The 23,485-nt window shown below is 34.0% G+C and carries 23 protein-coding genes and 2 pseudogenes; 7 read left to right on the plus strand and 18 right to left on the minus strand.

All coding sequences use genetic code 11. The features are described from left to right. Nucleotides 1-41: 41 nt before the first annotated feature. Nucleotides 42-974 (plus strand): peptidylprolyl isomerase, encoded by a 933-nt coding sequence (locus ACPWTF_RS19510; RefSeq protein WP_250835211.1) that lies wholly within the window; start codon nt 42-44, stop codon nt 972-974. A 90-nt stretch (nt 975-1,064) separates the two neighbouring features. Continuing rightward, nucleotides 1,065-1,379 carry a c-type cytochrome gene (locus ACPWTF_RS19515; RefSeq protein WP_427872593.1) on the plus strand — a complete coding sequence of 105 codons (315 nt, stop codon included), beginning with the start codon at nt 1,065-1,067 and terminating at the stop codon, nt 1,377-1,379. A gap of 104 nt (nt 1,380-1,483) precedes the next feature. On the opposite strand, the gene ACPWTF_RS19520 is transcribed toward ACPWTF_RS19515, so the two are convergent. The 3 genes from ACPWTF_RS19520 to ACPWTF_RS19530 all read right to left on the minus strand — a co-directional run bounded on the left by ACPWTF_RS19520 (nt 1,484) and on the right by ACPWTF_RS19530 (nt 3,831). Further along, the gene (locus tag ACPWTF_RS19520; protein WP_095931379.1) at nt 1,484-1,879 is read right to left on the minus strand and encodes a GreA/GreB family elongation factor; all 396 of its coding nucleotides are present in this window, start codon (nt 1,877-1,879) and stop codon (nt 1,484-1,486) included. 376 nt (nt 1,880-2,255) lie between these two features. Beyond that, nucleotides 2,256-2,810, minus strand: a complete 555-nt coding sequence (locus ACPWTF_RS19525) for a thioredoxin family protein (protein ID WP_427872594.1) — start codon at nt 2,808-2,810, stop codon at nt 2,256-2,258. A gap of 127 nt (nt 2,811-2,937) precedes the next feature. Continuing rightward, nucleotides 2,938-3,831, minus strand: coding sequence for an alpha/beta fold hydrolase (locus ACPWTF_RS19530; RefSeq protein ID WP_427872595.1), 894 nt, complete (start codon nt 3,829-3,831; stop codon nt 2,938-2,940). A 130-nt stretch (nt 3,832-3,961) separates the two neighbouring features. Here ACPWTF_RS19530 and ACPWTF_RS19535 point away from each other — a divergent pair, with 130 nt between their 5' ends. Beyond that, on the plus strand, nt 3,962-4,297 hold the full coding sequence (locus tag ACPWTF_RS19535; protein WP_427872596.1) for a tRNA-binding protein: 336 nt from the start codon (nt 3,962-3,964) through the stop codon (nt 4,295-4,297). Between the two features lie 44 nt (nt 4,298-4,341). On the opposite strand, the gene ACPWTF_RS19540 is transcribed toward ACPWTF_RS19535, so the two are convergent. From ACPWTF_RS19540 to ACPWTF_RS19560, 5 genes and pseudogenes are all read right to left on the minus strand, one after another. Further along, complete coding sequence (locus tag ACPWTF_RS19540; protein ID WP_427872597.1) at nt 4,342-4,935, minus strand: hypothetical protein; 594 nt, start codon at nt 4,933-4,935, stop codon at nt 4,342-4,344. Nucleotides 4,936-4,944: 9 nt separating this feature from the next. Then, nucleotides 4,945-5,502, minus strand: a complete 558-nt coding sequence (locus ACPWTF_RS19545) for an RBBP9/YdeN family alpha/beta hydrolase (protein WP_427872598.1) — start codon at nt 5,500-5,502, stop codon at nt 4,945-4,947. Between the two features lie 23 nt (nt 5,503-5,525). Further along, the gene (locus ACPWTF_RS19550) at nt 5,526-6,350 is read right to left on the minus strand and encodes an alpha/beta hydrolase (protein ID WP_427872599.1); all 825 of its coding nucleotides are present in this window, start codon (nt 6,348-6,350) and stop codon (nt 5,526-5,528) included. A 161-nt stretch (nt 6,351-6,511) separates the two neighbouring features. Further along, nucleotides 6,512-6,880: a PUR family DNA/RNA-binding protein gene (locus ACPWTF_RS19555; protein ID WP_095931384.1), complete on the minus strand. Its 369-nt coding sequence runs from the start codon at nt 6,878-6,880 to the stop codon at nt 6,512-6,514. A 68-nt stretch (nt 6,881-6,948) separates the two neighbouring features. Beyond that, nucleotides 6,949-8,728, minus strand: a pseudogene (locus ACPWTF_RS19560) (ABC transporter ATP-binding protein). Nucleotides 8,729-8,932: 204 nt separating this feature from the next. Between ACPWTF_RS19560 and ACPWTF_RS19565 the strand changes: the two are divergent. From ACPWTF_RS19565 to yajC, 3 genes are all read left to right on the plus strand, one after another. Further along, nucleotides 8,933-10,039: a Glu/Leu/Phe/Val family dehydrogenase gene (locus ACPWTF_RS19565; RefSeq protein WP_427872600.1), complete on the plus strand. Its 1,107-nt coding sequence runs from the start codon at nt 8,933-8,935 to the stop codon at nt 10,037-10,039. Nucleotides 10,040-10,276: 237 nt separating this feature from the next. Next, the gene (gene nusB, locus ACPWTF_RS19570) at nt 10,277-11,188 is read left to right on the plus strand and encodes a transcription antitermination factor NusB (protein WP_250835218.1); all 912 of its coding nucleotides are present in this window, start codon (nt 10,277-10,279) and stop codon (nt 11,186-11,188) included. A gap of 120 nt (nt 11,189-11,308) precedes the next feature. Then, nucleotides 11,309-11,584 (plus strand): preprotein translocase subunit YajC, encoded by a 276-nt coding sequence (yajC, locus tag ACPWTF_RS19575; protein ID WP_053471036.1) that lies wholly within the window; start codon nt 11,309-11,311, stop codon nt 11,582-11,584. Between the two features lie 332 nt (nt 11,585-11,916). Here the strand turns inward: yajC and ACPWTF_RS19580 are convergent, their stop codons facing one another. The 8 genes and pseudogenes from ACPWTF_RS19580 to ACPWTF_RS19615 all read right to left on the minus strand — a co-directional run bounded on the left by ACPWTF_RS19580 (nt 11,917) and on the right by ACPWTF_RS19615 (nt 20,574). After that, nucleotides 11,917-12,504, minus strand: coding sequence for a YdeI/OmpD-associated family protein (locus ACPWTF_RS19580; RefSeq protein ID WP_427872601.1), 588 nt, complete (start codon nt 12,502-12,504; stop codon nt 11,917-11,919). A gap of 1 nt (nt 12,505) precedes the next feature. After that, entirely contained in the window at nt 12,506-13,783 is a 1,278-nt protein-coding gene (pepT, locus tag ACPWTF_RS19585; RefSeq protein ID WP_427872602.1) for a peptidase T, read from the minus strand. A gap of 117 nt (nt 13,784-13,900) precedes the next feature. Continuing rightward, nucleotides 13,901-15,030, minus strand: a pseudogene (locus tag ACPWTF_RS19590) (formylglycine-generating enzyme family protein). 98 nt (nt 15,031-15,128) lie between these two features. After that, entirely contained in the window at nt 15,129-16,115 is a 987-nt protein-coding gene (locus ACPWTF_RS19595) for a DUF6515 family protein (RefSeq protein ID WP_427872603.1), read from the minus strand. Nucleotides 16,116-16,188: 73 nt separating this feature from the next. After that, nucleotides 16,189-17,409 carry an OprO/OprP family phosphate-selective porin gene (locus ACPWTF_RS19600; protein ID WP_427872604.1) on the minus strand — a complete coding sequence of 407 codons (1,221 nt, stop codon included), beginning with the start codon at nt 17,407-17,409 and terminating at the stop codon, nt 16,189-16,191. 21 nt (nt 17,410-17,430) lie between these two features. Next, nucleotides 17,431-18,021, minus strand: a complete 591-nt coding sequence (locus ACPWTF_RS19605) for a hypothetical protein (protein WP_427872605.1) — start codon at nt 18,019-18,021, stop codon at nt 17,431-17,433. A gap of 112 nt (nt 18,022-18,133) precedes the next feature. Then, nucleotides 18,134-18,334 carry a hypothetical protein gene (locus ACPWTF_RS19610; RefSeq protein WP_427872606.1) on the minus strand — a complete coding sequence of 67 codons (201 nt, stop codon included), beginning with the start codon at nt 18,332-18,334 and terminating at the stop codon, nt 18,134-18,136. A 56-nt stretch (nt 18,335-18,390) separates the two neighbouring features. Continuing rightward, a complete protein-coding gene (locus ACPWTF_RS19615; protein WP_427872607.1) occupies nt 18,391-20,574 on the minus strand; it encodes an arylsulfatase in 2,184 nt (727 codons plus the stop codon). Nucleotides 20,575-20,946: 372 nt separating this feature from the next. On the opposite strand from ACPWTF_RS19615, the gene ACPWTF_RS19620 reads away from it, so the two are divergent. Next, nucleotides 20,947-21,981 (plus strand): quinone-dependent dihydroorotate dehydrogenase, encoded by a 1,035-nt coding sequence (locus tag ACPWTF_RS19620; protein ID WP_427872608.1) that lies wholly within the window; start codon nt 20,947-20,949, stop codon nt 21,979-21,981. On the opposite strand, the gene ACPWTF_RS19625 is transcribed toward ACPWTF_RS19620, so the two are convergent. Beyond that, complete coding sequence (locus tag ACPWTF_RS19625; RefSeq protein WP_427872609.1) at nt 21,967-22,683, minus strand: DUF3307 domain-containing protein; 717 nt, start codon at nt 22,681-22,683, stop codon at nt 21,967-21,969. The genes ACPWTF_RS19620 and ACPWTF_RS19625 overlap by 15 nt on opposite strands. Next, entirely contained in the window at nt 22,680-23,294 is a 615-nt protein-coding gene (locus ACPWTF_RS19630; protein ID WP_427872610.1) for a hypothetical protein, read from the minus strand. Before ACPWTF_RS19630 ends, ACPWTF_RS19625 begins: the two co-directional genes overlap by 4 nt. Nucleotides 23,295-23,485: the final 191 nt, after the last annotated feature.

Below are 23,485 nucleotides of genomic sequence, written 5' to 3' on the forward strand. Positions count from 1 at the left end.
AAATTAATTTGTAAATTTGCGTTCAAATTAAAAATAACAACATGGAAAACGGAATATACGCTAAATTCAATACTAGCAAAGGTTCAATTTTAGTAAAATTGACACACGATTTGACACCGGGAACTGTAGGTAACTTTGTTGCTCTTGCAGAAGGAAATATGGAAAATAAAGTGAAGCCTCAAGGACAAAAATTCTATGACGGATTAACTTTTCATAGAGTAATTGCAGATTTCATGATTCAAGGCGGTTGTCCAAAAGGAACTGGAACTGGAGATCCAGGTTACAAATTTGACGACGAATTTCACCCAAGTTTAAAACACGATCGTCCAGGAGTTTTATCTATGGCAAATTCAGGACCAGGAAGTAACGGTTCTCAATTTTTCATTACTCACGTTGCAACTCCTTGGTTAGATAATAAACATACTGTTTTTGGAAACGTTGTTGAAGGACAAGATGTTGTTGATGCTGTTGCTCAAGGAGACAATTTAGAGTCAGTTGAGATTATCAGAGTTGGAGAAGAAGCTCAAAAATGGAATGCAATTGAAGCTTTCATTGGTTTAAAAGGTGCTCGTCTAAAAAGAGAAGCAGCTTTAAAAGCAGAATCTGAAGCAAAAATGGAACAATTAGCTGCTGGTTTTGATAGAACAGAAAGCGGTTTACGTTATAAAATGATTCAAAAAGGAGAAGGAAAAAGAGCTGAAGCAGGAAAAACAGTTTCTGTTCACTACGAAGGTTCTCTAGAAAATGGAAAAGTATTTGATTCTTCTTACCCACGTAAAAAACCAATCGAATTCAAATTAGGAATTGGACAAGTTATTGAAGGATGGGACGAAGGTATTGCTCTATTGCAAGTTGGAGACAAAGCTCGTTTTGTAATTCCATCTGATTTAGGATACGGACCAGCTGGTGCTGGAGGAGTTATTCCGCCAAACGCAACTTTGATTTTCGACGTTGAATTAATGGACGTAAAATAAGACTTTAAAAGCAATTTAGTATTGTTTTAAATAATAATCCCATGCGCCGTAGCGTATGGGATTTTTTTATATTTACTAAAAACATAAGGAATGAAAAAAACTATAATTCTAGCGGGAGCAGTCTTGATTCTTGCTGCCTGCGGTGCTAAACAATCAAAAGGAGAGATACCTCCGCCACCGCCATCAAAAGACGTATCTGCTAAGGATCTTATATTTGGTGATCCAGCGTTAGCGGAAGGAAAACAATTGTATGATAATAATTGTGCGAAATGCCATAAATGGTATGAACCAAAACAATTTAGCAAAGAGGAGTGGAAACCAATTTTGGTAAGAATGCAGAAAAAGGCTAAACTTGATGATATAAAGATGGCATCGATAACCAATTTTATAGATTCTCAATTGTAGCACTTGTTATATAAAAAACAAAAAACCGATTCATTATTGAATCGGTTTTTTGTTTTCAAATAGATATAAAAAAAACACCGTCACAAAATGAGGTGTTTTTAAATTTAAGAATGATGTACTGCAGAGTTATCTACAGCTATTACTTTTAAAGTTTTGATGCCAGCCGGTAATTCCCAATCAACTTCGTCATTTTCTTTAAAACCAATAATAGCAACACTTAAAGGCGCTAGAATTGATATTTTAGATTGTTTTACGTCTGCTGCAGAAGGTAAAACGATTTGAATTTTCATTTGTTTCTTGGCTTTTACATCTTCTATCGTTACAAATGAATTGATTCGGATTACCGAACTATCCAATTCGCTTTCTTTACTAATTACAGCGCGATCTAATTCTTGCGAAAGCTGATTGGCTTCTTTAGTATTTGTCGAGTTTTTACTTTTTAAAATCAATTCTCTTAAAAATTGATAATCTGATTTACAGAAAGTGGGTGTTGGTTTCATATCTATATTGAATTTATTGTTATAAAATTTTAAATAATGTTTTCTTCTTAGAATAATCTACAAGTAAAAATTTCTCTGACTTTAAAAGACAGAATCGAAATGTTTAATTTGAAAAACAAAAAAATATCTGATCAAAAATTGATTTTTGTCAAATAATAAAATGTTTAAGCTGATGTAAATCCTCCGTCAAAAAGAAGAAAAGTGAAGTAGACGGAGGCCTAAAAAATAAAGGCCTTATTATGTGAAATAATTACAGCACGTAGCGGTTTTGCTAAGCAAAACGACTTTATAGAAGCTGTAAATGATGTTTTATTTCCCATAAGGAGGATTAAATTGATTTGCAAAGATAGTTAATCTTTTTGAATTTAGTGAGTTTTTACTTCCATTTAATGCCACAGCCTAAACTTGGTTTCTGTGGTTCTTTCAAACTTCTGTTGTAAATTAATGCATCGATCGCCCCTCTAAGGTCACTTCCGCTAAGAGGAATTCCGTTGCCGGGTCTTGAATCGTCAAGTTGTCCGCGATAGAATAATTTGTCTTGATTATCAAATAAATAGAAGTCTGGGGTGCAAGCCGCTTGATAAGCTTTTGCTGTTTCCTGACTTTCATCGTACAAATAAGGAAAATCAATTTTATTTTCCATGGCAAAGTCCGTCATTAATTCTGGACTGTCTTCAGGATACTTGACAACATCATTGCTAGAAATGGCAATTACTCCAAGTCCTTGAACGCGATAATCATTTGCAATCATTACAATTTCGCTTATTACATGATGCACAAATGGGCAATGGTTACAAATGAACATTACCAAAGTACCTTTCGAACCTTTTAAATCTTCAAAAGAAAAAGTATTGTTCGAGTTGGTGTCTTTTAAGTAAAAATCAGGTGCAACTGTTCCTACTGGAAGCATTGTTGATTCAGTTCGTGCCATTTTATTCGAAATTTGATTTTCAAAAGTAGCTTTAAAAATCTGTAAATAAAAGAGCACAATAATAAAAAATACCCAAAGAAAGCAGTTAGCTGATCCAGCTTGCTTCTTTGGATACTTTTTTAAGTTTTTATGAATTCAAAAAAGCCAGTAAATCTTCATTTAGCTTTTCTCTATCGGTATAAAAAAGTCCGTGAGGTGCACCTTCATATTCGATATAAGTATTGTTGGCTATAGATTTTGCTGCTTTTCTGGAGGTAAGGTCAATCGGCACAATTTTATCGTCGTCTCCGTGAATGATTAAAGTTGGAACTTTTATGAAGTCTACTTCATCTCTAAAATCAGTGAATGAAAAAGATTCAGCGCATTTTAAAGTAGCGCGTGGAGAAGCCACTGAACATAAAGCTCTGTAGTATTCTAATAAAGGCGTGCTTAAAGGTTTGTTGATAATATTGACACCGAAAAATGTTTTTCCGAAATTGTCAATAAAGGCAATTCGATCTTCTTTTATTGCTGCTGCCGTATTTTCACTTTTTTCTTTTGGATGTCCGTCTGGATTATCATGCGTTTTTAACAGAAACGGAATAATTGAAGAAATCAAAGCCGCTTTTATAACTCCTTTTCCCCCATGACGGCTGAAATAACGAACCACTTCGCCACCGCCCATAGAGAAACCAACAAGAGTTACGTTTTCTAATTCTAATTGCTCAATAATTTCCTTTAGATCATCAGTCAAAGTATCGTAATCGTAGCCATCCCACGGTTGAGAAGATTTTCCAAATCCGCGTCGGTCGTAGGCAATTACACGATAATTATTTTGTACTAAATGATCAATTTGATATTCCCACATTTCATTAGAAAGCGGCCAGCCGTGAATTAGGATAACAGGTTTTCCTTGACCGTAATCCTTTACATAAAGTCTTACATTTTGAGCAGTTTCTATATATTTATCGGTATGAATCTGTTTTAAATTAGATTCAAAATCCTTAATTGACATGCATGCATTTGGTTCAGTATGTTCCATGTTATATCTTTTTACGTGAGTATTTTCGTTTTTCTTCAAGTAAAATTAGCTCGTAAGTAAAAGAAATAGGTTATAGAATTAGGCGCATTAATTACAAAATTTATAGGTTTGTAAATAATACAATTTAAAAATGGATTTAACCTGGAATGAATTTGAGCGCACAGATATGCGCGTAGGAACTATTATTGAAGTCAATGATTTTCCTGAAGCAAGAAAACCTGCCTATCAATTAACGATCGATTTTGGCTCGGAAATCGGAATTAGGAAATCATCTGCACAAATTACCAAAAGATATCAGAAAGAAGATTTAATTAATCGCCAGATTGTAGCGGTTGTAAATTTCCCGAAAAAACAAATCGGAAAATTTATGAGTGAATGTTTGGTTCTTGGAGCTGTAGGTGAAGAGGGAGACGTGATTTTGTTAGCTCCGGATTTTAAAATATCAAATGGACTAAGGATTGGTTAGCTTACATATTATAAGCTTTTAGATTGAAAAAAGCCGATAAAATTTTACCGGCTTTTTATTTTATAATCTCCATTTATAAATTTTAATTTAAATCGGGGAAGCATATTGCCTTCAACGGTAATTTCTTTTAGTTCTCCTCTTAATTGAATATATTTTCCTTCTAATTCATTTACAGATTCTTTGATGCCATTTTTGATTTTTACATATTCAAATGAGAAAATTTGAGTTCCTTGCGTATTATTTACTCCAGTGAAAAATGTGTCGGGTTCATCATCTTTTAAATTTGTGCAATTGACATAACAGTTACTGTTAAATGGATGCGAAGGCATAATCATTTGTTTTGATTTTAGAAAAAGTACTTTTTTCAGAGCTTCTTTTTGGGTTAATTTTTTTTCATTTAAAAGACCAGCTGTTGAATAAATGTACATATGCCTCACAACTTCTTTTTGTATCTGCATAGAATCGACAGATTCAGTAAGGTCAAGAAGTTTTTTTGCTAAATCCTGAGATTTTCCCCAATTTTGTTTTGTAAGATTCTCTAGTAAAAGTTTATAATTGGTTTCAAACGAATTGTCTTCATTGTTTTGGCAGAAACAAAAATTTGTAATTAATAACGCGATTAAAAAGAATTTTTTCATAAAAGTGCTCTAGGTTTGTTTTCGGATTATATTCTTGATCAGATTTTCTAAAATCTCCTGTCCCTCTTCCCAATATTTTAAATCAGAATCGGAGTTGATGTGTCCTTGCTGGCCAATATTTACAAAATCGCTTCCCCATTTTTCAGCGAAGTATTTTTTTCTTTCGAAAGAAGCGTAAGGATCATTTTCGCTTGCCACAACTACCGAAGGAAAAGGCAATTTATAAAGCGGAATCGGCGAAAAATTTCTTGTGCATTCTGGCGTGTGTTCTAGCGAATCGACATCTGCAGGAGCAACTAAAAAAGCACCGATAACATTCTGATTATTGTATTTTTCTGCCCAATGCAAAACCAATGATACGGCTAAACTATGCGCCACTAAAATAGTTGGTTTATTAAGTTTAGAGATATTCTCGTTTAATCGGTCAAGCCATTCTTCTAGAATAGGTTCGTCCCAATTGTCTTGTACAACGCGAATTGAGTTTTGGAATTTTTCGTGCCAAAAGGTTTGCCAGTGTTTCTCTCCAGAATCTCCAAGTCCTGGTATAATTAATAGTTGTGTCTCCATTGCCGTGGAATTTTATTTAGTGATTATTTTTTAGTTTCTTTCAAAATTCGGTTTACTTCATTTACCAAAAGAGGAAAAGCAGGTTCTGTCATGCCGTGGTTGTAACCGTCTAATTCGTAAAGTTTAGTTTGTGTATGTCCGACCAATTTCATCATTCTTGCCAAGTAGGCGTTTTCTTCATAGCGGCCAAGCATTTCTAATTCACGATCTCCAGTAATTAATAATATTGGCGGCGCATCTGCACGAACATGATATAAAGGAGCAAATTCATCAATTGTTGGTTGTTTTTCTGGGATTCCTTTTTCTCTTCTTATTTCGAAATGAGTAATGCATTGGCTGCTAAACGGAATAAGACCGGCGATTTGATTTGCATCAATTTTTTCCTTTTCAAGCCATTTTTTATCTAACCCAATCATCAAACCGAGATAAGCTCCAGCAGAATGTCCAGAGACAAAAATCTTTGTTTTGTCGCCTCCATAATTAGCAATATTGTTAAAAGCCCATGCAACTGCTGCAGCTGCATCTTCAATGGCTTTTGCAGCTTTTGCTTTTGGCGAAAGCCTATAATTAACTCCAATAATAGCAAAGCCTTTATTTTTTAAAGCTTCAGGAATTTCTTTGTTTCCGCCAGTTAATCCGCCCCCGTGAAACCAAACGATTGTAGCAAATCCGGTTTTATTTTTTGGATAGTAAATATCTAGCACACATCTTTCGTTGATATATTTGTCTGATTTATTTACCGATGCATTATAATATTGAATGTTGTTTTTCGTTTCATATTCTATATTCTGTGCAGAAAGAGAAATTCCGAAGAAGATGAAACTTAAAAGAAGAATTAATTTTTTCATTTTTATGGAAGTTGAATGTTATAAGTTATAAGTTATGAGGTGTAAGTTATGACGTTTAACTCTTAACCTAATAACTTTTAACTTTATAAGAAAACTAAATATATAAAAAAAGTCCAAAATGCAGAACAAATTGGACTTCTACTTTATGTAGATGATTTTGATTAAATATCGTCAAAATCGATATCTGTAAAACTAGATCTTTGACTTTCAGTTTTTTCAGAACTGTATTCTTTTTTAAAGTCTTTTTGGTGTCTTTCAGAAATTACTTCTTCGCCTTTGTGGTTCAAAACATAAGAAGTCATTTCCTCTAATATTTCGGCAAAAGCACTAAAATCTTCTTTGTATAAGTAAATTTTGTGTTTTTTGAAGTGAAAAGAACCATCTTCCTCAGTAAATTTTTTGCTTTCGGTAATAGTAATGTAATAATCATCAGCTTTGGTAGCTCTCACATCAAAGAAATAAGTTCTTCTTCCTGCTCGTAATACTTTAGAAAAAATCTCTTCTTTTTCTAACATGTCATTTTCTCTCATAATACGTTCTATCATTTTTGGAATTAATAGTACTCAAAAATCATAAAAATTTATCTATTACGCAACAATTAAAGTAATTCTTTTTCCGAAAGTTGTTTTAAATATAACGCCGAATAATATCCTTCTTGATTTATTAATTGATTATGAGAGCCTTGTTGAATTATCCTACCATTTTCTAATATGATAATTTTGTCTGCATTCTTTGCAGATGATACACGATGACTCACAATTATAGTGGTTTTATCTTTAGAAATTTCAAATAAATTGTTCAAAATCATTTCTTCAGTTTCGGTATCGACAGCAGACAAACAATCGTCAAAAAGTAAGATTGCAGGGTTTTTAATAATTGCTCTAGCAATAGAAACACGCTGTTTTTGTCCGCCCGAAAGCGTGATTCCTCTTTCGCCTAAAACGGTGTCGTACTGTTTGTTAAAGGCGATAATGTTGTCGTGAACGACAGCATTTTTAGCAGCTTCGATTACTTCGTTATCAGTTGCATTTTGATTTCCGAATTTGATATTGTTTTTAATCGTATCAGAAAATAAGAAAGCATCTTGAGGCACGATTCCGATGTTGTTGCGAAGATCATTTAAGTTTAAAGTGCTGATTTCGTTTTCATCAATTTTAACTTCACCTTCAGTTACATCATACAATCTCGAAATCAAAGAAAGAATAGTCGATTTTCCAGAACCTGTTTTTCCGAGGATTGCCAATGTTTCTCCTTTTTTTACTGTAAAAGAAACATTTTTCAATGCTTCAATATTAGTGTCCTGATAAGTAAAAGAAACATTTTCGAAAGTAATATTTCCGTGAATTTCTGATTCGTTTTCGTTGTTGTTTTTGATTTCTGGTTCAATTTTCAAAAATTCATTCAAACGTTTTTGAGAGGCTTCTGCTTCCTGAACCATAGAAGAAACCCATCCTAAAGAAGCAACTGGCCAAGTTAGCATGTTTACATATAATATAAACTCGGCAATTGTTCCGATGTTTGGAATGCTTCCGTTGATGTACATTACACCTCCAAAATAAATCACAACTAGATTACTGATTCCGATAAGCGCAATCATTAAAGCTGCCAAATAAAGATTGAACCCTTGCAAGACTTAAACTCTTACGTTTGCTTTCTTCAGCAAGATCAACCATATTATTTTGATGCTGATTTTCTAAAGAATAAGCTTTTATTACTCGAATTCCAGAAAAGATTTCTTGAGTAAAACTTGAAACTTTAGAGAGGTATTGCTGGAATGTGGTACTTCGTTTATTGATTTCTGAGCTTAACTTAAAAATACAATACGAAAGAATTGGCAAAGGCAGTATAGTATATAAGGTAAGAAGTGGAGATACATTATACATATATAATATAACGATAGCAAAACGGATAGCTGTATTTATAGTATACATTACTGCTGGCCCGACATACATGCGTACTTTTGAAACATCTTCGCTAATACGGTTCATTAAATCTCCAGTTCTGTTTTGTTTGTAGAAATTCTGCGAAAGATTCTCATATTGTCTAAAAACTTCATTTTTTAAATCAAACTCGATATGACGCGACATTACAATTAAAGTCTGGCGCATTAAAAAGGTTAAAAAGCCTGCAACAATCGTAGTTCCGATGATAAGTAGCACATTATGAATGAGATCCTGACGAAAAGTAGCGATTACAATTTCTGATTTTTGCTCTACAGCAGAAAGTTTATCAAAGTTTTCAATAGCGTTTAAAGACTTGCTGATGAGCTTTGGGGTAAACAGAGAAAATATTTGTGCGATTATGGTGATTAAAATTCCTAACGAGAAACTATATTTATATTTGATGAAATATTTGTTTAAATAGCTTAATTCTTTCATTTTTTTAAGAAATATGATATTGAATTGTTTTGTATTTAAGAATTATTATTAAATAAAATTATAATAATTTGCGATTTATTCAAAACAATTATATTGTAAAATTGTTATTTTAAAGACAAAAAATTAGCGCATGTGTATTTTTTAATTATGTTTGAGATGTCTTTTTGACAAATTCATAATTTTAACCTAATTAATACTAGCGCTATGGATGCAACTTTCGCAACTGGAAAGGAACTTCAAAAAATGGATCCTGTTTTTGGTCAATTATCTTTTGACGATCACGAACAAATTGTATTTTGCAATGACAAAGATACAGGTTTAAAAGCAATTATTGGTATTCATAATTCGGTTATGGGGCCAGCTTTGGGAGGAACCAGAATGTGGAATTATAACACAGAATGGGAAGCTTTAAACGATGTTTTACGCCTTTCTAGAGGTATGACGTTTAAATCTGCCATTACTGGACTTAATATTGGTGGAGGTAAAGCTGTTATTATCGGCGACGCTAAAACTCAAAAAACACCTGAATTAATGCGTAAGTTTGGTGAATTCGTTCACTCACTTAGCGGAAGATATATCACTGCGGAAGATGTCGGAATGGAAACTAAAGACATGGATACTGTAAGAGATGTTACGCCTTATGTTACTGGAATTTCTGAAGAAAGAGGTGGTTCTGGAAACCCTTCGCCAGTTACTGCTTACGGAGTTTATTTAGGTATGAAAGCTGCTGCTAAAAGTCAGTTTGGTACTGATGTTTTAGACGGTAAAAAAGTTTTGGTGCAAGGAATTGGACACGTGGGAGAAACTTTGGTTGATTATTTAACTAAGGAAGGAGCACAAGTAACGATTACTGATATCAACGAAGAAAAATTATACCAAGTTGCTTCAAAATACAATGCAACAATTTATACTGGCGAAGATTTATATACTGCAGATGTTGATATCTATGCACCATGTGCAATGGGAGCAACAATTAACGATAATACTGCAGATAAAATTAAAGCTAAAGTTATTGCTGGTGCAGCAAACAACCAATTGGCAGATGAGAATGTTCATGGAGCAAGATTACAAGAAAGAGGAATTTTATACGCTCCAGATTTCTTGATCAACGCTGGTGGAATCATCAATGTTTATGCTGAATTAGCCAACTACGGTAAAGCTGAAATCATGAGCAAAACAGAAAATATCTATAACACAACTTTAGAAATTATAGATTTTGCTGCTAAAAACAATATTACAACTCATAAAGCTGCTCTTACAATTGCTCAAAATCGTATCGATCAAAGAAGAATCGAGAACGCTTCTAAGTAATTTTTTAAGTTTACAGTCTCAGTCTCAGTTTTCAGATCTACTGGAAACTGAGATTTTTTGTTTTTGCTAAATACTGAAAACTGCGACTGCGACTGAAAACTAAATAAAAAAGACCACTAAAACAACTACTTTTTTACGAATTAATTTTAAAATACGTATCAAAAGTTATACTTTTGCAGACTAATTTTTAAATGTTCTTACAAGGTGGTAAATAGAAGACACATACGCGTTAAAGTAATGCAATCCATTTATGCAATGCACCAAAGCGGTTCTGATAACATGGAAAAAGAAGAGAAATTTCTTTTCTACAGCATTGATAATATTCAGGACTTATATCTTATAATGCTTTCTTCATTGATAGAAATTTGCAAAAAAGAAGCTGTCTATTTGCATCTGTCAAGCAAAAAACACCTGGCAACTGCCGCAGAACGTAATCCGAATGAAAAATTTGTAAAGAATAAAATTTTTCAACTTCTTGCTGAAAGCAATTCTCTTAGTATCGCTTTAGAAAATCGTAAAATCAATAACTGGTCATTAAACGATGATTATATTATTTTGCTTTTAAATGATGTTAAAGCAAGCGATATCTACCAAAAATACATGAGCAATAACGTAAATACGTTTGAAGAAGACAGACAATTTATTATTGATTTGTTTGAAAATGTTATTGTTCCGAATGAAAAATTATACGAGTACTTAGAAGACGATAAATTGACTTGGGTTGATGATATTCCTGTTGTAAATACTCATATTGTGAAACAGTTGAAAGCAATTAAAACGGAAGATCCAGACGATTTTAGAGTGCCTAAATTGTATAAAGATGTTGAGGATAAAGATTTTGCAAAAGATTTATTTAGAAGAACAATTCTAAACGAAACGGCATTTGCAAAAGAATATGAAGATAAAACACCAAATTGGGACAGTGATCGTATTGCCGAAATCGATACTATTATCTTGAAAATGGCAATTTGCGAGTTTATTAAATTTCCGTCAATTCCAGTAAAAGTAACTCTTAACGAATATTTAGAAATTGCGAAAGAGTATTCTACACCAAAAAGTAGTATTTTTATCAACGGAATTTTAGATAATCTTGTTAAAGAGCTTACTGCCAATAAAAAGATGATAAAAGCGGGAAGAGGGTTAATGTAAAAATTAAATTTTCAATTTTTTAAATACCAAATTCCAACTGCTTTGTCTCTCTGAGCGTCCCGAGGCTTCGGGAGAAGTTAAAAAAGAGTATTAAATATAAATCAAAAATAAATTTAAATTATGGGACAATTAACTCAATTTGCGCCATTCCTTTTGATGTTCGTGGTAATCTATTTCTTCATGATCAGACCACAACAAAAAAGAGCTAAAAACGAAAAAGAATTTGAAAGCAGCCTAAAAGTAGGTGACAAAATAGTAACAAAAAGTGGTTTCCACGGTAAAATCGCTGAATTAGCAGAAACTACTGTTGTAATCGAAACTATGTCTGGAAAATTAAAATTAGAGCGTTCTGCAATTTCTCTTGAATTGAGCGCTGCTTTGAATAAAAAAGCATAATTTTTTTTAAAAATTACAATATTTAAAATCCCAAATTCCAAATAAGGAGTTTGGGATTTTTTTGTACCCATTTTTGTCATTTCGACCGAAGGGAGAAATCTTCGCAAGTAGCTCCGCAAAGATTTTAATTCATTGTATGCAAAAATAGCCCGTGGTTTTAACCACGGGAAACGGATTGTGATAATGATTGCGTCCCGTGGTTAAAACCACGGGCTATGTTTGCAAGATGATGTGTTTTCTATTATGAAAAAACCTTTGTCAAAGTTTTAAACTTTGACAAAGGTTTAGCCTCGTATAGTTTGGAATTTGGAATTTTGTAAATTGAAATTTATTTATCGATATTTATCATTCAATCCAACATTCGCCAAAATCATCGGAATCACTTTTTCAATTCTCGAAAGCCTTGTTTTTTCCTGTTTTGCAGTTTCAATATATTCTAAAAACTCATACTGTTTGTATGGAGAAAATTTTGCAAATGCCTCCTTTAAAGTTGGATTTTGAGTCATTTCGTTTTCTAAAAGTTCAGAGATTATAGCTTCTTTTTTAGAAGGTTTTATTACTTTTCCTTGCTTTTCGTTTTCAATTGCTTCTTGAATGTATTCTAAGACTTCTTTTTCGTTTACTTCATCTTTAGAAGTAAAACGCCATTGGCGCATCGATTTTGTTTTGTCTTCTTGAGCGTTGATTAATCTCTTTTTCTCATCTTTCAGAAATACGCCATTTAAAAACCAAATTGCAAAATAATTTTTAAAACCTCCAATTCCGATAACATTTTTTTTGTTGTAAACATAAATAAGTCCTCCCCATTTTATGGTTTCAACCAGCTCAGTTTTATCAATAATCGATTTCAGAAAAAGAAGTTCTTCTTCCCATTGATTGACTTTATCCCAAACGTGTTTTTTATCAGAATTCGGTTCCACTTTATCTTTTTCTTTTAGATTTTTCTGTTGCATCAAAAATTCCTGGTATAGCAGTCAGCTGTGCAATTTTTACGATTACATCAGTTGCTTTCTGAATGCTTTCTGCAGGAACATATTCGTATTTTCCGTGAAAGTTATGCCCACCAGCAAAAATGTTCGGACAAGGTAGTCCCATAAAAGACAATTGAGATCCGTCTGTTCCGCCACGAATTGGTTTAATGATCGGCTTGATGTTTAATTCTCTCATTGCCTTTTCAGCAATATCTACAATATGTTTTACAGGAAGAACCTTTTCTTTCATATTGTAATATTGATCTTTTACTTCGGCAATTACAATATCTTCGCCAAATTTCTTCGCGAATTTTTTATTGAATTGTTTCGCCAATTTATGAATCAATTCTTTTCTTTTTTCAAATTTCTTTCTGTTGTGATCACGAATAATCAATTCTAAAACTGTCTCTTCAATGTTTCCTTTGATGTGATGAACATGGAAAAAACCTTCATAACCTCTGGTTTCCTGCGGCGTTTCACCTTTTGGAAGTTCGTTAATGAAATCATTTGCTAAAAGCATAGAATTGATCATTTTTCCTTTAGCGTAACCTGGGTGAACGCTTTTTCCTTTAAAAGTGATTTTAGCTCCAGCAGCGTTGAAATTTTCGTATTCTAATTCCCCAATCTGACTTCCGTCCATTGTGTAAGCCCATTGTGCTCCGAATTTTTCTACATCAAAATGATGTGCGCCACGGCCAATTTCTTCATCAGGAGTAAATCCGATTCTGATTTTTCCGTGTTTGATTTCTGGATGCTGAATAAGATATTCCATTGCCGAAACAATTTCTGTAATTCCAGCTTTATCATCAGCTCCTAATAAAGTTGTTCCGTCAGTTGTAATGATCGTTTGTCCTTTATATAATAATAAATCTTTAAAGTAGTCTGGAGATAAAATAATGTTTTTTTCCGCATTCAATACGATATCTTTTCCCTCGTAATTTTCAACAATCTGAGGTTTTACATTTGCTCCGCTAAAATCTGGGGAAGTGTCAAAGTGAGAAACAAAACCAATAGTTGGTACTTCATGATCAACATTACTTGGAAGCGTTGCCATGATATACGCTTTGTCATCAATTGTTACGTCTTCAAGGCCGATTGCTTTTAGTTCGTCAACTAATTTATTAGCAAGATTCCATTGTTTTTGCGTACTTGGTGTTGTTTGTGAATTTGGATCCGATTCCGTATCAATCGTTACATAACTGATAAAGCGATCTATGATATGTTGCATTTTTTTGAATTTTTAGCAAATATAGAAAAATTTTTCTCCGCGAAAATTTAGCTTTCAATATCTGAATTAATAAAAAAGGGATTCAATTTAGAATCCCTTTTTGGTATTTTGAGTTTGTTATTTACTTTTTACGCATCTAAAACCTACGTGGTTTGCAGCAGATCTGATTTCGCCTTTTCCTCTTGTTCCAACCATGTATCGCGTGCAATATTGATCTGTACATAAGAACGAACCGCCACGGTGAACGCGTTTTATTTCAGTAGGATCGTTTGGATCATAATAAGCGTCTGAACCTTGCGGATTTTTTGTTACTTTCCCGCTTTCGGCTAATGATTTGTAATAATCTACACTATACCAATCGTGTACCCATTCCCAAACATTTCCAGCGATATCATACAAACCATATGCATTTGGAGCATATTGTTTTGTTGGAGCAATTCCTTTGAAACCATCTTCTCCTGTATCGCCATCTTTTATTGGAAAATGTCCTTGATAAATATTAGCTTGAAATTTTCCTTTAGGTTTTAAATCATTTCCCCACGCATATAAATTTCCAGTTTTACCGCCTCTTGCCGCAAATTCCCATTCAGCCTCTGTTGGAAGTCTTTTTCCGGCCATTTTGCGTAAGCTTGAGCATCTTCATAAACCACATGAACAACAGGATATTTTTCTTTTCCTATAATGTTGCTTTGCGGGCCTTCAGGATGTCTCCAATCTGCACCAGGTTCATAACGCCACCATTGCAAGAAATTATTCAAATTAACTGCAGATGGTGTAGGAGTAAAGACCACAGAACCTGTCACTAAATCTTCTTCGCTTGCGGATGGAAATTCTTCTTTTGTTGGTTTTTGTTCGGCAACAGTTACATATCCTGTGGCTTTTACAAATTTTTCGAATTCTTCATTAGTTACTTCAGTTTCATCCATATAATAGCCATCAAGATACACTCTATGAATTGGAGCTGCATCTTTCGTTACGCCTTTAATGCTGCACAGACTTTCGTCTTCAACATTAGTTCCCATAGAAAATTCGCCACCAGGAATCCAAACCATACCTTTTGGTGCTTTTTCTGCAGGTTTAAATTTATTTTCGACAGTTGGTTTAAATTCAGATTCAACATTACTTGGAATTTCATGACATTCTGCTGCTGTTGTTTCAACTTTAGTTGTAAATCTGGTATAACTGTAAGCGATTGAAATAATGGACAATGTGAGTAACGCAAAAATCCAAAAGGTTTTGTTTTTCATGGTTTATTTATTTTTGAGCTTATAATGGTTATCAATAGTGGGCATAAAATTAGGTAAAATTACTTTTATAGTATATTAATTTTATAGAATTAATAAAATTAACTATCTTTTTCAACTTGAACGACTTCGTATTTGTCTTTACCATCAACTTGTACGGGTTGATAGTAGGTTTCTCCAAATTTTACATATTTTACATCACCTATAGTGACTTCTTCTCCACCTTCGGGCAGTTTTTCTACTATTGTTCCTGCTGTAGGAGCAACGACAGTATATTTTTCTCCATCTTTTTCATAATACGTTCCGCCGTAATAATAATTATTCACCGTTCCGGTATTAACCGTTTCTGCTCCGCTTGGAATGTTATTTACAGTACCGCCGACTGGTGCAGGTACAGCAGTATAACCGCCATTTGTTGAGGTATACCAAACTCCTTGATCGTAATGGTATTTCTGATTTTCCACACTAACAATAATCGCTGTAGTTGCTAGAGTGGCGACAAAAAATCCCCACGGATGCCAAACAGGTCCCCAATAAAAAGGCACATAGGGACGCGGATAATACGGATGATAACAGTTGTATCTATAACCGCCATACACATAAGGCGGGCGTGTATATGGTCTATATCCTGGACGAACTACTGTATTTCGATTATTGCGAACATGAACGCTATTGTTAACATTAATATTGACATTATTTCTGTTTCTATTGACTGTATTGCCACTTATGTTGGTGTTTCTGTTGCCAACATTATTTATGTTTACAGTATTGTTTCTATTTACCGTATTGTTTCTGTTGGAATTGTTTGTAGGTCTGTTTATTTTAGTTCCAGAATTGTTTGCTCCAGGTCTAACCGTTGCTGGTCTAGTTGTTGCCGCTGGCCTTGTTGTGCTAGGTCTTGTGACATTTGGTCTAGATTGCGTAGCAGGTCTTGCCGGACGACTTTGTACTGCACCGCCGCCTCTGTTGAATCCGCCGCCACCGCCACGATGGCGCTGTGCTAAACTGTCAACAGAAATAAACAAAAAAGCTCCGGTCAAACACATTAAAAGTGCCAGTTTTTTTACTGTTTTCGATATACTTTTCATATTCAGTAATTTATGTGATTTAAAGTTATGAAAAAAAAATGTCCGTTTTGAATTAATGGATTAAAAGTTTGATTTATAATGAGATATCCCATTGTATTCTAAATCGCCATCCTTGCTGTAGGGAAAGCGTTTTGTCTTGAAAAGTAAAATAACTCACCTCTGAGGTCAACTTGTTTTTGTGTCCTTTAAAAAACCAGTTAAAAGCCAATGTAGATTCGTCTTGTCTATTTTCTCTTATAGAATTGTCAGGTCTATAAGCGGCATGTCGTCCAGCCATTTCTAAATGTTTTGGCCACCATTCGAAAACATTATGAAAAAAATACCCTGCCTGAACGTAATAGCCTTTCATTATGGTTGTGTCATCATTATTTATTTTATCAATAATTTCTTTGGTATGTAATTCGCTTTGCCAAGAAAAACCACGATACATAAAAGCAGTTTCAAAATTCCATTGATTGACTCTGTATTGGCCCGGTAAACCATTTTCAAATCCGTCTAGAGAACCTCCTCCCGCTTGAGAGAAACGGGTATAAGGGCTTCGGTTGGTTATGGCTGAAAAGGCTATTATCGGAGTGAGTTTTTCGTGAAATTCTAAATCACAGCCTTCAAAATCAAGAAATCTTCCTAAAAAATTCCATTGTGCTCTTCCAAAATACATTAAATGATTATCGTCATTTGAGGTGCTTCCACGTCCTGTTCCTGTCAAAGCTGCGGCCCAATAATTAAAATCGGCGATTCCAGCTCCTTTTAAGTGTCCGTAGACTTCAACTCCCAATTGTCTGTCTACGGTAAAAGGACGATTAATTAGGGATTGCTCAACCATTTGCTGCTCGCCACTGCTTATGAAACGTTCGCGGGTAAATTCAGTTTTCCATTGCCCTACTTTAAAGCTCAGCCAATCCCATTTTTCAATCATAATCCTGAAATCAAGTAAGTTGGACTGACTCAATTCATATTCCCAATAATATTTCAGCCAAGGTTCAAAAGCATGACCGCCAATTTTTAATCTGGCACGATTTATTTTAAAAGTCGTTTTAGCATCTTGGCTGTAATCGTCATAAGTTAAAGGATCTGTATCGTAAGGAGTGGAGAAACGAAATTGAAATCGGCTTTGTAGTTGAAAAAGGAACTTTTTGTCTCGAGTTTCCAATTCAATTCCTTTACTGCCATACCGAACATTCATCAGCTTTGTGGTATCTTTTTCTTGTTGCGAAAGTCCTTTAAAACCAATTATTAAAAGGAAAACTAAGAATCTATTTTTAGAGATAAGATTGAATTTATTTGCGCTATACATAAGATCAATGGGTTTGTATGATTATTTTCCTCCAAAGTTTTTTGCAATTCCTAAACCAATTCCCCAGCTGTCATAAGCATTCCATTTAAAGTCATAACTCACAGTGCCAAAAATTTCCCATCCCTTAGGAAGTTCATATCCATATTCAACTCCGGCACGGGTCAGGAAAAAATCTTCTTCTTTGGCAAATTCACCTCCAAAGCCTAAGAGAAAACTCCAATGCTCATTAGGTTTATAAATTCCTATTAAAGCAGGAGCTATAGGGTAGCTTCTTTCTATGGTTTCTTTATCTTTTTGGCTTCCGTAAACTTTTTCTACTTTAAATTTCTCAATAATAAAATCAGTGTGAAGTCCAATAGCCCATTTTTCATGGAATTGAAAAGTATAATCAACTCCCCAAGCCGGAAGACTTAAAACTTCGCGGTTTCCTTCTTCATCACGACCTTCAAAAACATGAACATGATTAATTGAAATTCCAATTTGATGATGGGTACTAAATGTTTTTTTTTCCTCGTTTTCTTGAGCTGTAATTTGGCTTGAATAAATACATGTTAAACAAAAAAGGAGTGAAATTAAAGATGATTTTTTGAAATAACGTTTTAAGTACAACATTTTATTAACTTTTTAATTTTCAAAATGAATGATAGTGATTTTGAAGAAAAAGAGGTATTTGCTGCACAGTTACCTGCTAATGTCAAATACCTCTTAGAATTAAATGTTTTAATTAATCTCTTTTCATAGCTCTTTTTGCTTCGCTGTTTAAGTCGCTATATTCGATTTTTCCAACATTTACACCAACACCATAAATTTCACCGCCTTTAAAAGTTCCAGGCGTTTTGTATTCTTGGCTAACGGCATCACCGCTGTCAAAACCAACACAAAGCCCGTCTCCAGAAAGTGTAAATTTACCAGATTGTGTTCTCATAGGTTCCAGATGCTACCTCTTTACCGTCTATGTACAATTTCATTGTTCCAATAGATTCACCATTTGGAACCTGCTTTTTCACGATTAAATTCCATTCCAAAAACGTGTTTTCCTGGAGTTATAGCAACATTCGAAGTAAATCTTTGCTCTGGTGCAATCCCTAAGAAGTTGTATACATAATTTAATTTTTTGTCTTTTAGAAATAAAGTATGTCCTCCAAAACGTGATCCATGTGCAAAAATTACACCCGAAGCATTTGCATCTTTCACATCAACATCGGCAACAATTTTATAAGAGCGTCCACGTACATTAACTGCTACACCTTCTGGTACTGCTGAAGTTCCAGGGTAGTATTTGTAAAGATCGCGAGGGGCTTCAGAAGAAGGTCTTTCGGTTCCTAGAATTTCAATTGCAGAGCGGTCGTCAAGTGGCAATACCAAGTTTTTGGCAGCTTCATCGTTCCAGTCTTTAATCAATTCTTTTAATTTGTCTGGATATTTTGCAGCTAAATTTTTAGATTCAGATCTATCTACATCGGTGTTGTATAATTCCCATACATCTTTGTCAAAATTTCCTTTTCCAGACAATGGAGAATGTAATGCTACAGCTTTCCATCCGTCTTTCCATAAGGCGCGGCTTCCTAACATGGCAAAATACTGAATGTGTTTTTGAGTTTTAGTATTTGGAGCAGCGTCAAAAGTATAGCGCATTGAAACTCCAGATAATGGATATTGTGGAACGCCTCGGTATTCTTTAGGCATTTCTAATCCGCATACATCTAATATTGTCGGAACAATATCTGTAGAATGATGGAATTGATCACGAACAACACCTTTTGCTTTTATTCCTTTAGGCCATGACATTACCAACGGATCACAAGTTCCTCCTGCATATTGGCTATATCTTTTAAACATTTTAAATGGTGTAGAAAATGCAGCAGCCCAGCCTGTTGGGTAGTGTTCGTAAGTGTCAGGGCTTCCTAATTTATCAATATATTTTAGGTTTTCTTTTAATTCGTCAGGATAGCCGTTAAAGAATTTGTTTTCGTTAACAGAACCTGATTCAGAACCTTCGCCTGAAGCACCATTATCAGCAGCATAAATTACAAGTGTATTTTCAAGCTGTCCTGTTTTTTCTAGATAATCAATAATTCTTCCAACCTGCGTATCTGTATATTCTGAGAAACCTGCATATACTTCGGCCAATCTTGAAAATAATTTCTTTTCTTCTGGTTTCAATTTATTCCAATCTAGTACATTATCTGCAGGATTTGCTACTCCCGGAGGCATAGGGTTAAATTTGTCAAAGTTTGTTCCCGGAGGTAAAACTCCTTTTGCAATCATTCTAGGAAGAACCCATTTACGATACGCATCATAACCTTCGTCAAATTTGCCTTTATATTTTGCAATGTATTCTTCAGGAGCTTGATGTGGAGCATGATTGGCGCCTGGACAATACCACATGTACCATGGTTTGGAAGGATTTGTTGCCTGTTGGTCTTTGATAAATTCTAATGCATGATCGGCTAAATCCTTAGATAAATGATATCCTTCTTCTGGAGTTGCAGGTGGTTCAATAAAATGATTGTCTTCAACTAAATCAGGATACCATTGATTGGTTTCTCCGCCAAGAAAACCATAAAAGCGATCAAATCCCATTTGAAGTGGCCAAGTCGCTCTAGGCTCGCCAGAGGCAATATCTTGTTCGGGTACATTATGATTTTTTCCAACCCAAAAAGTACTCCAACCATTATCTTGAAGAATCTGGCCAATTGTTGCGGCTTGTTTAGGAATTCTTCCGCTTGCTCCAGGATATCCATCTGCTGTTTCTGTGATTGCAGCCATTCCGTTAAGGTGATGGTTGCGACCTGTTAAAAGTGTAGAGCGAGTTGGAGAACATAAAGCTGTTGTATGCCATTGCGAGTAAGTAATTCCGTTATCGGCTAATTTTTGCATCGTTGGCATATTAATCGCTCCTCCGTATGTTGACCATGCAGCCATACCAGTGTCATCATATAAGATAAATAGAATATTTGGAGCTCCTGCTGGTGCTTTTTTAGGTAAGTATGGAGCCCAATCACTTTTGGAGTCTCTAATGTCTAAGGCCATTTTTCCTTTAAAAGTTTCTTTGGTTACCTGCTGAGGATCTGCTTGCGCAAATAATTTACTTGATAAACCGAAAGAAAGACAAAATAGAAGTACGAAGATACTTTTTAGAATTAATTGTTTACTGACTTTCATAATTGAACTTGATTAATTAATAATTATTGTGAAGGATTTTTTGAACGTGGGTATAATGACAATCTGAAAAAAAATAAGTTTTTTTCGGATTTGAATATTTTACTGGTGTATAGGTTTTTATTTGGAATGAATATCTCAAAATTAGAGATTCTTAACCCAAAAGGAAGTTTTAAAAGAAGTGAACTTGTTTCATTTTATAATTTGCAACATAAAAAACATGTTTTTAAACAGTACATGACATAAAATTTAAGAATGGTTTTATTTATAAGTAGAATAATCAAACAAAAAGAAAATGATTTGTTTTCGCAAAAAGACACCTTTTTAAACTATAATATTTAAATTTGCAGCCAAAATAACAACAACACAACTCTTATGTATAAATTGATAATTCGCCCGATACTTTTTTGTTTTGATCCCGAAAAAGTGCATTATTTTACTTTTTCTTTTGTAAAATTCATTTCAAAAATCCCAGGAGTTTCGGCAATTATAAGATCAATTTATGAAGTGAAAGATGTTCGATTAGAAAGAGAGGTTTTCGGAATTAAATTTAAAAATCCAGTTGGACTTGCGGCTGGTTTTGATAAAGATGCAAAACTGTATAAAGAACTTGGTGATTTTGGTTTTGGTTTTATCGAAATTGGAACTGTAACGCCAGTTGGACAAGAAGGAAATCCGAAGAAACGTTTGTTCCGTTTAAAAGAAGATCAAGCGATTATTAACCGAATGGGATTTAATAATGGCGGTGTTCTGGAAGCGGTAGAACGTTTGAAAAAGAATTCGGGTGTTTTGATTGGAGGAAATATCGGAAAAAATAAAGTAACCGATAATGAGGATGCAGTAAAAGATTATATCATTTGTTTCGACGCTTTGTTTAATCATGTAGATTATTTTGTAGTGAATGTAAGTTCGCCAAATACACCAAATTTGAGAGCTCTACAAGATAAAGAACCGTTAACGGCTTTACTGCAAACTTTGCAGAACAGAAATGTTGAAAAGCAAAAAACAAGCACTCAAAAAATAAAACCAATTCTTTTAAAAATTGCTCCAGACTTAACAGACGAGCAATTATTGGATATTATTGATATTGTAAAAACAACTCAGATTGCAGGTGTAATTGCTACAAATACTACAATTTCAAGAGAAGGATTACAATCTGCCAATCAAACGGAAACAGGAGGTTTGTCTGGAAAACCTTTAACGAAACGTTCAACAGAAGTCATTCGTTTTCTTTCGGAAAAAAGCAATAAAGCATTTCCAATTATTGGAGTAGGAGGAATTCATTCTGCAGATGATGCAATTGAAAAACTAAATGCAGGTGCAAGTTTAGTGCAGTTGTACACTGGCTTTATTTACGAAGGTTCAGCTTTGATAAAAGCAATCAATAAAAAGGTTTTAAGGCAGTTGTAAAAGTAGTGCTTGGACTAAAAGGCCAGCTATTATTGCAATACCAAAACTGATTAAAGTTCCGATCATTACGTATTCTGTAAGTTTTCGGTCTTTGGCTTCTTTTAAATCACCGAATCTAAAAATAGATTTAGCAGCAAGCAGAAAACCGATCGCTTCAAAATGTCCGGTTAAGATAAATCCGAAAACAAATAAGCGTTCTAAAATACCAATATAATTTCCAGCAGCTATCAGAGAATTATCCTGATGGCTGTTTCTGCTTTCTGGAGCCCATATTGAAATGATGGTTTTTATAAAAATTGAGGTAGGTTTGGTTAGCAATAAAATTCCTGTAAGCAGAATCCAGAATTCATTATTTTGCCAAAAATGGATTATCGTTTTGTTTTCATACAAAAGAGCAACACCAATTAAAATGAGAATATGCGCCATTTGATCAAACACAAACCAAGTTCGTTTGGTTTTCTTTTTCTGAAAATTCAGTTTGATTAAATCGATAATGCCATGTGTAACAGCTATTAAAACAGCATAAGGTATAAAACTGATTTCGCCCACTAAAACCGCTGCTAAAACTCCGTGCAGTAAAATATGAATATACAAATAAACACTTTTATGTTTTTTGAGTTCTTTGTCGGCTACCCAAGAATTGGGCTGCCAAATAAAATCTCCTAATAAATGAGCAAGAAACAGTTTTATAAATAAAATCATGAGGCTGTAAGTTGTTTTATTTGTTTTCTAAAATAGCGATCTAAATTCATAACCAAATCAAACTGAGCTCTTTTTTGTCTACGGCTTACAGCTGCTTGGTTGATGCCTAATTTTTGTCCTAATTCTTCTTGCGATAAAGTTGGGTTTTCAATAGCAGCGGCAACAAATTCTGCCGATTGTACCAGCCAGCTGTCCATAAAAGTCAAAGCCAGTTGCAGCATTAAATTCAGTTTTTCATCGAAATCTAAATCTCCTGTTCGCAGGGCTAGATTTACTTTCTGTTTTTTTAAGGTTTCAAAAAGTTCTCCAGAATTAATAAACGCAGAACCGTTGCTTTCAGATATTCTTTCGGCATTGTGTGTTTTATCTCCAAAACCAATACTCATTCGGGCATCAGATTTTATGGCTCTTAAATGCGCTTTTACCAAAATAGCGGTTAACAAAGCGTCTTCGGGATTACTGACTTCAATTTGAAATTCGTCTCCTCGATATACTTCCCACTCATTTGGAGTTTTGCCAAATGGAGCCAAGATCTTCTTTAAATCCTCAACCCAATGCTGAGATTCTTGTTGTCTTGAACCAATTATGTCGCCTGTAATTACACTAGTCATAACTCAAATATAAGTAAAAAATTATAAATTTTCTATTACAAATATACGTAATAAGATTTATTATTACGTTTTTGGGTAATAATTTGTAATATCACGCTTTTTGGTAATATTTTATAATATGATGCTATTTTGTAATAATAGACTTCAAGCAAAAATCTCTTTTATATCATCAAAAAAGAAACTAACTTAGC

The sequence above is a fragment of the Flavobacterium sp. MMS24-S5 genome (assembly GCF_050320125.1).
GTDB lineage: Bacteria > Bacteroidota > Bacteroidia > Flavobacteriales > Flavobacteriaceae > Flavobacterium > Flavobacterium tyrosinilyticum.

Excerpts from the sequence above, each read along its gene's own strand:
- ACPWTF_RS19600 (WP_427872604.1), bottom strand. The coding sequence starts at position 17,409 with ATGTATAGCGCAAATAAATTCAATCTTATCTCTAAAAATAGATTCTTA.
- ACPWTF_RS19545 (WP_427872598.1), bottom strand. The coding sequence starts at position 5,502 with ATGGAGACACAACTATTAATTATACCAGGACTTGGAGATTCTGGAGAG.
- ACPWTF_RS19595 (WP_427872603.1), bottom strand. The coding sequence starts at position 16,115 with ATGAAAAGTATATCGAAAACAGTAAAAAAACTGGCACTTTTAATGTGT.
- ACPWTF_RS19535 (WP_427872596.1), top strand. The coding sequence starts at position 3,962 with ATGGATTTAACCTGGAATGAATTTGAGCGCACAGATATGCGCGTAGGA.
- ACPWTF_RS19515 (WP_427872593.1), top strand. The coding sequence starts at position 1,065 with ATGAAAAAAACTATAATTCTAGCGGGAGCAGTCTTGATTCTTGCTGCC.
- ACPWTF_RS19555 (WP_095931384.1), bottom strand. The coding sequence starts at position 6,880 with ATGAGAGAAAATGACATGTTAGAAAAAGAAGAGATTTTTTCTAAAGTA.
- yajC (WP_053471036.1), top strand. The coding sequence starts at position 11,309 with ATGGGACAATTAACTCAATTTGCGCCATTCCTTTTGATGTTCGTGGTA.
- ACPWTF_RS19605 (WP_427872605.1), bottom strand. The coding sequence starts at position 18,021 with ATGTTGTACTTAAAACGTTATTTCAAAAAATCATCTTTAATTTCACTC.
- ACPWTF_RS19510 (WP_250835211.1), top strand. The coding sequence starts at position 42 with ATGGAAAACGGAATATACGCTAAATTCAATACTAGCAAAGGTTCAATT.
- ACPWTF_RS19615 (WP_427872607.1), bottom strand. The coding sequence starts at position 20,574 with ATGAAAGTCAGTAAACAATTAATTCTAAAAAGTATCTTCGTACTTCTA.
- ACPWTF_RS19565 (WP_427872600.1), top strand. The coding sequence starts at position 8,933 with ATGGATGCAACTTTCGCAACTGGAAAGGAACTTCAAAAAATGGATCCT.
- ACPWTF_RS19530 (WP_427872595.1), bottom strand. The coding sequence starts at position 3,831 with ATGGAACATACTGAACCAAATGCATGCATGTCAATTAAGGATTTTGAA.
- ACPWTF_RS19525 (WP_427872594.1), bottom strand. The coding sequence starts at position 2,810 with ATGGCACGAACTGAATCAACAATGCTTCCAGTAGGAACAGTTGCACCT.
- pepT (WP_427872602.1), bottom strand. The coding sequence starts at position 13,783 with ATGCAACATATCATAGATCGCTTTATCAGTTATGTAACGATTGATACG.
- ACPWTF_RS19540 (WP_427872597.1), bottom strand. The coding sequence starts at position 4,935 with ATGAAAAAATTCTTTTTAATCGCGTTATTAATTACAAATTTTTGTTTC.
- ACPWTF_RS19610 (WP_427872606.1), bottom strand. The coding sequence starts at position 18,334 with ATGAGAACACAATCTGGTAAATTTACACTTTCTGGAGACGGGCTTTGT.
- ACPWTF_RS19550 (WP_427872599.1), bottom strand. The coding sequence starts at position 6,350 with ATGAAAAAATTAATTCTTCTTTTAAGTTTCATCTTCTTCGGAATTTCT.
- ACPWTF_RS19625 (WP_427872609.1), bottom strand. The coding sequence starts at position 22,683 with ATGATTTTATTTATAAAACTGTTTCTTGCTCATTTATTAGGAGATTTT.
- ACPWTF_RS19630 (WP_427872610.1), bottom strand. The coding sequence starts at position 23,294 with ATGACTAGTGTAATTACAGGCGACATAATTGGTTCAAGACAACAAGAA.
- ACPWTF_RS19520 (WP_095931379.1), bottom strand. The coding sequence starts at position 1,879 with ATGAAACCAACACCCACTTTCTGTAAATCAGATTATCAATTTTTAAGA.
- nusB (WP_250835218.1), top strand. The coding sequence starts at position 10,277 with ATGCAATCCATTTATGCAATGCACCAAAGCGGTTCTGATAACATGGAA.
- ACPWTF_RS19620 (WP_427872608.1), top strand. The coding sequence starts at position 20,947 with ATGTATAAATTGATAATTCGCCCGATACTTTTTTGTTTTGATCCCGAA.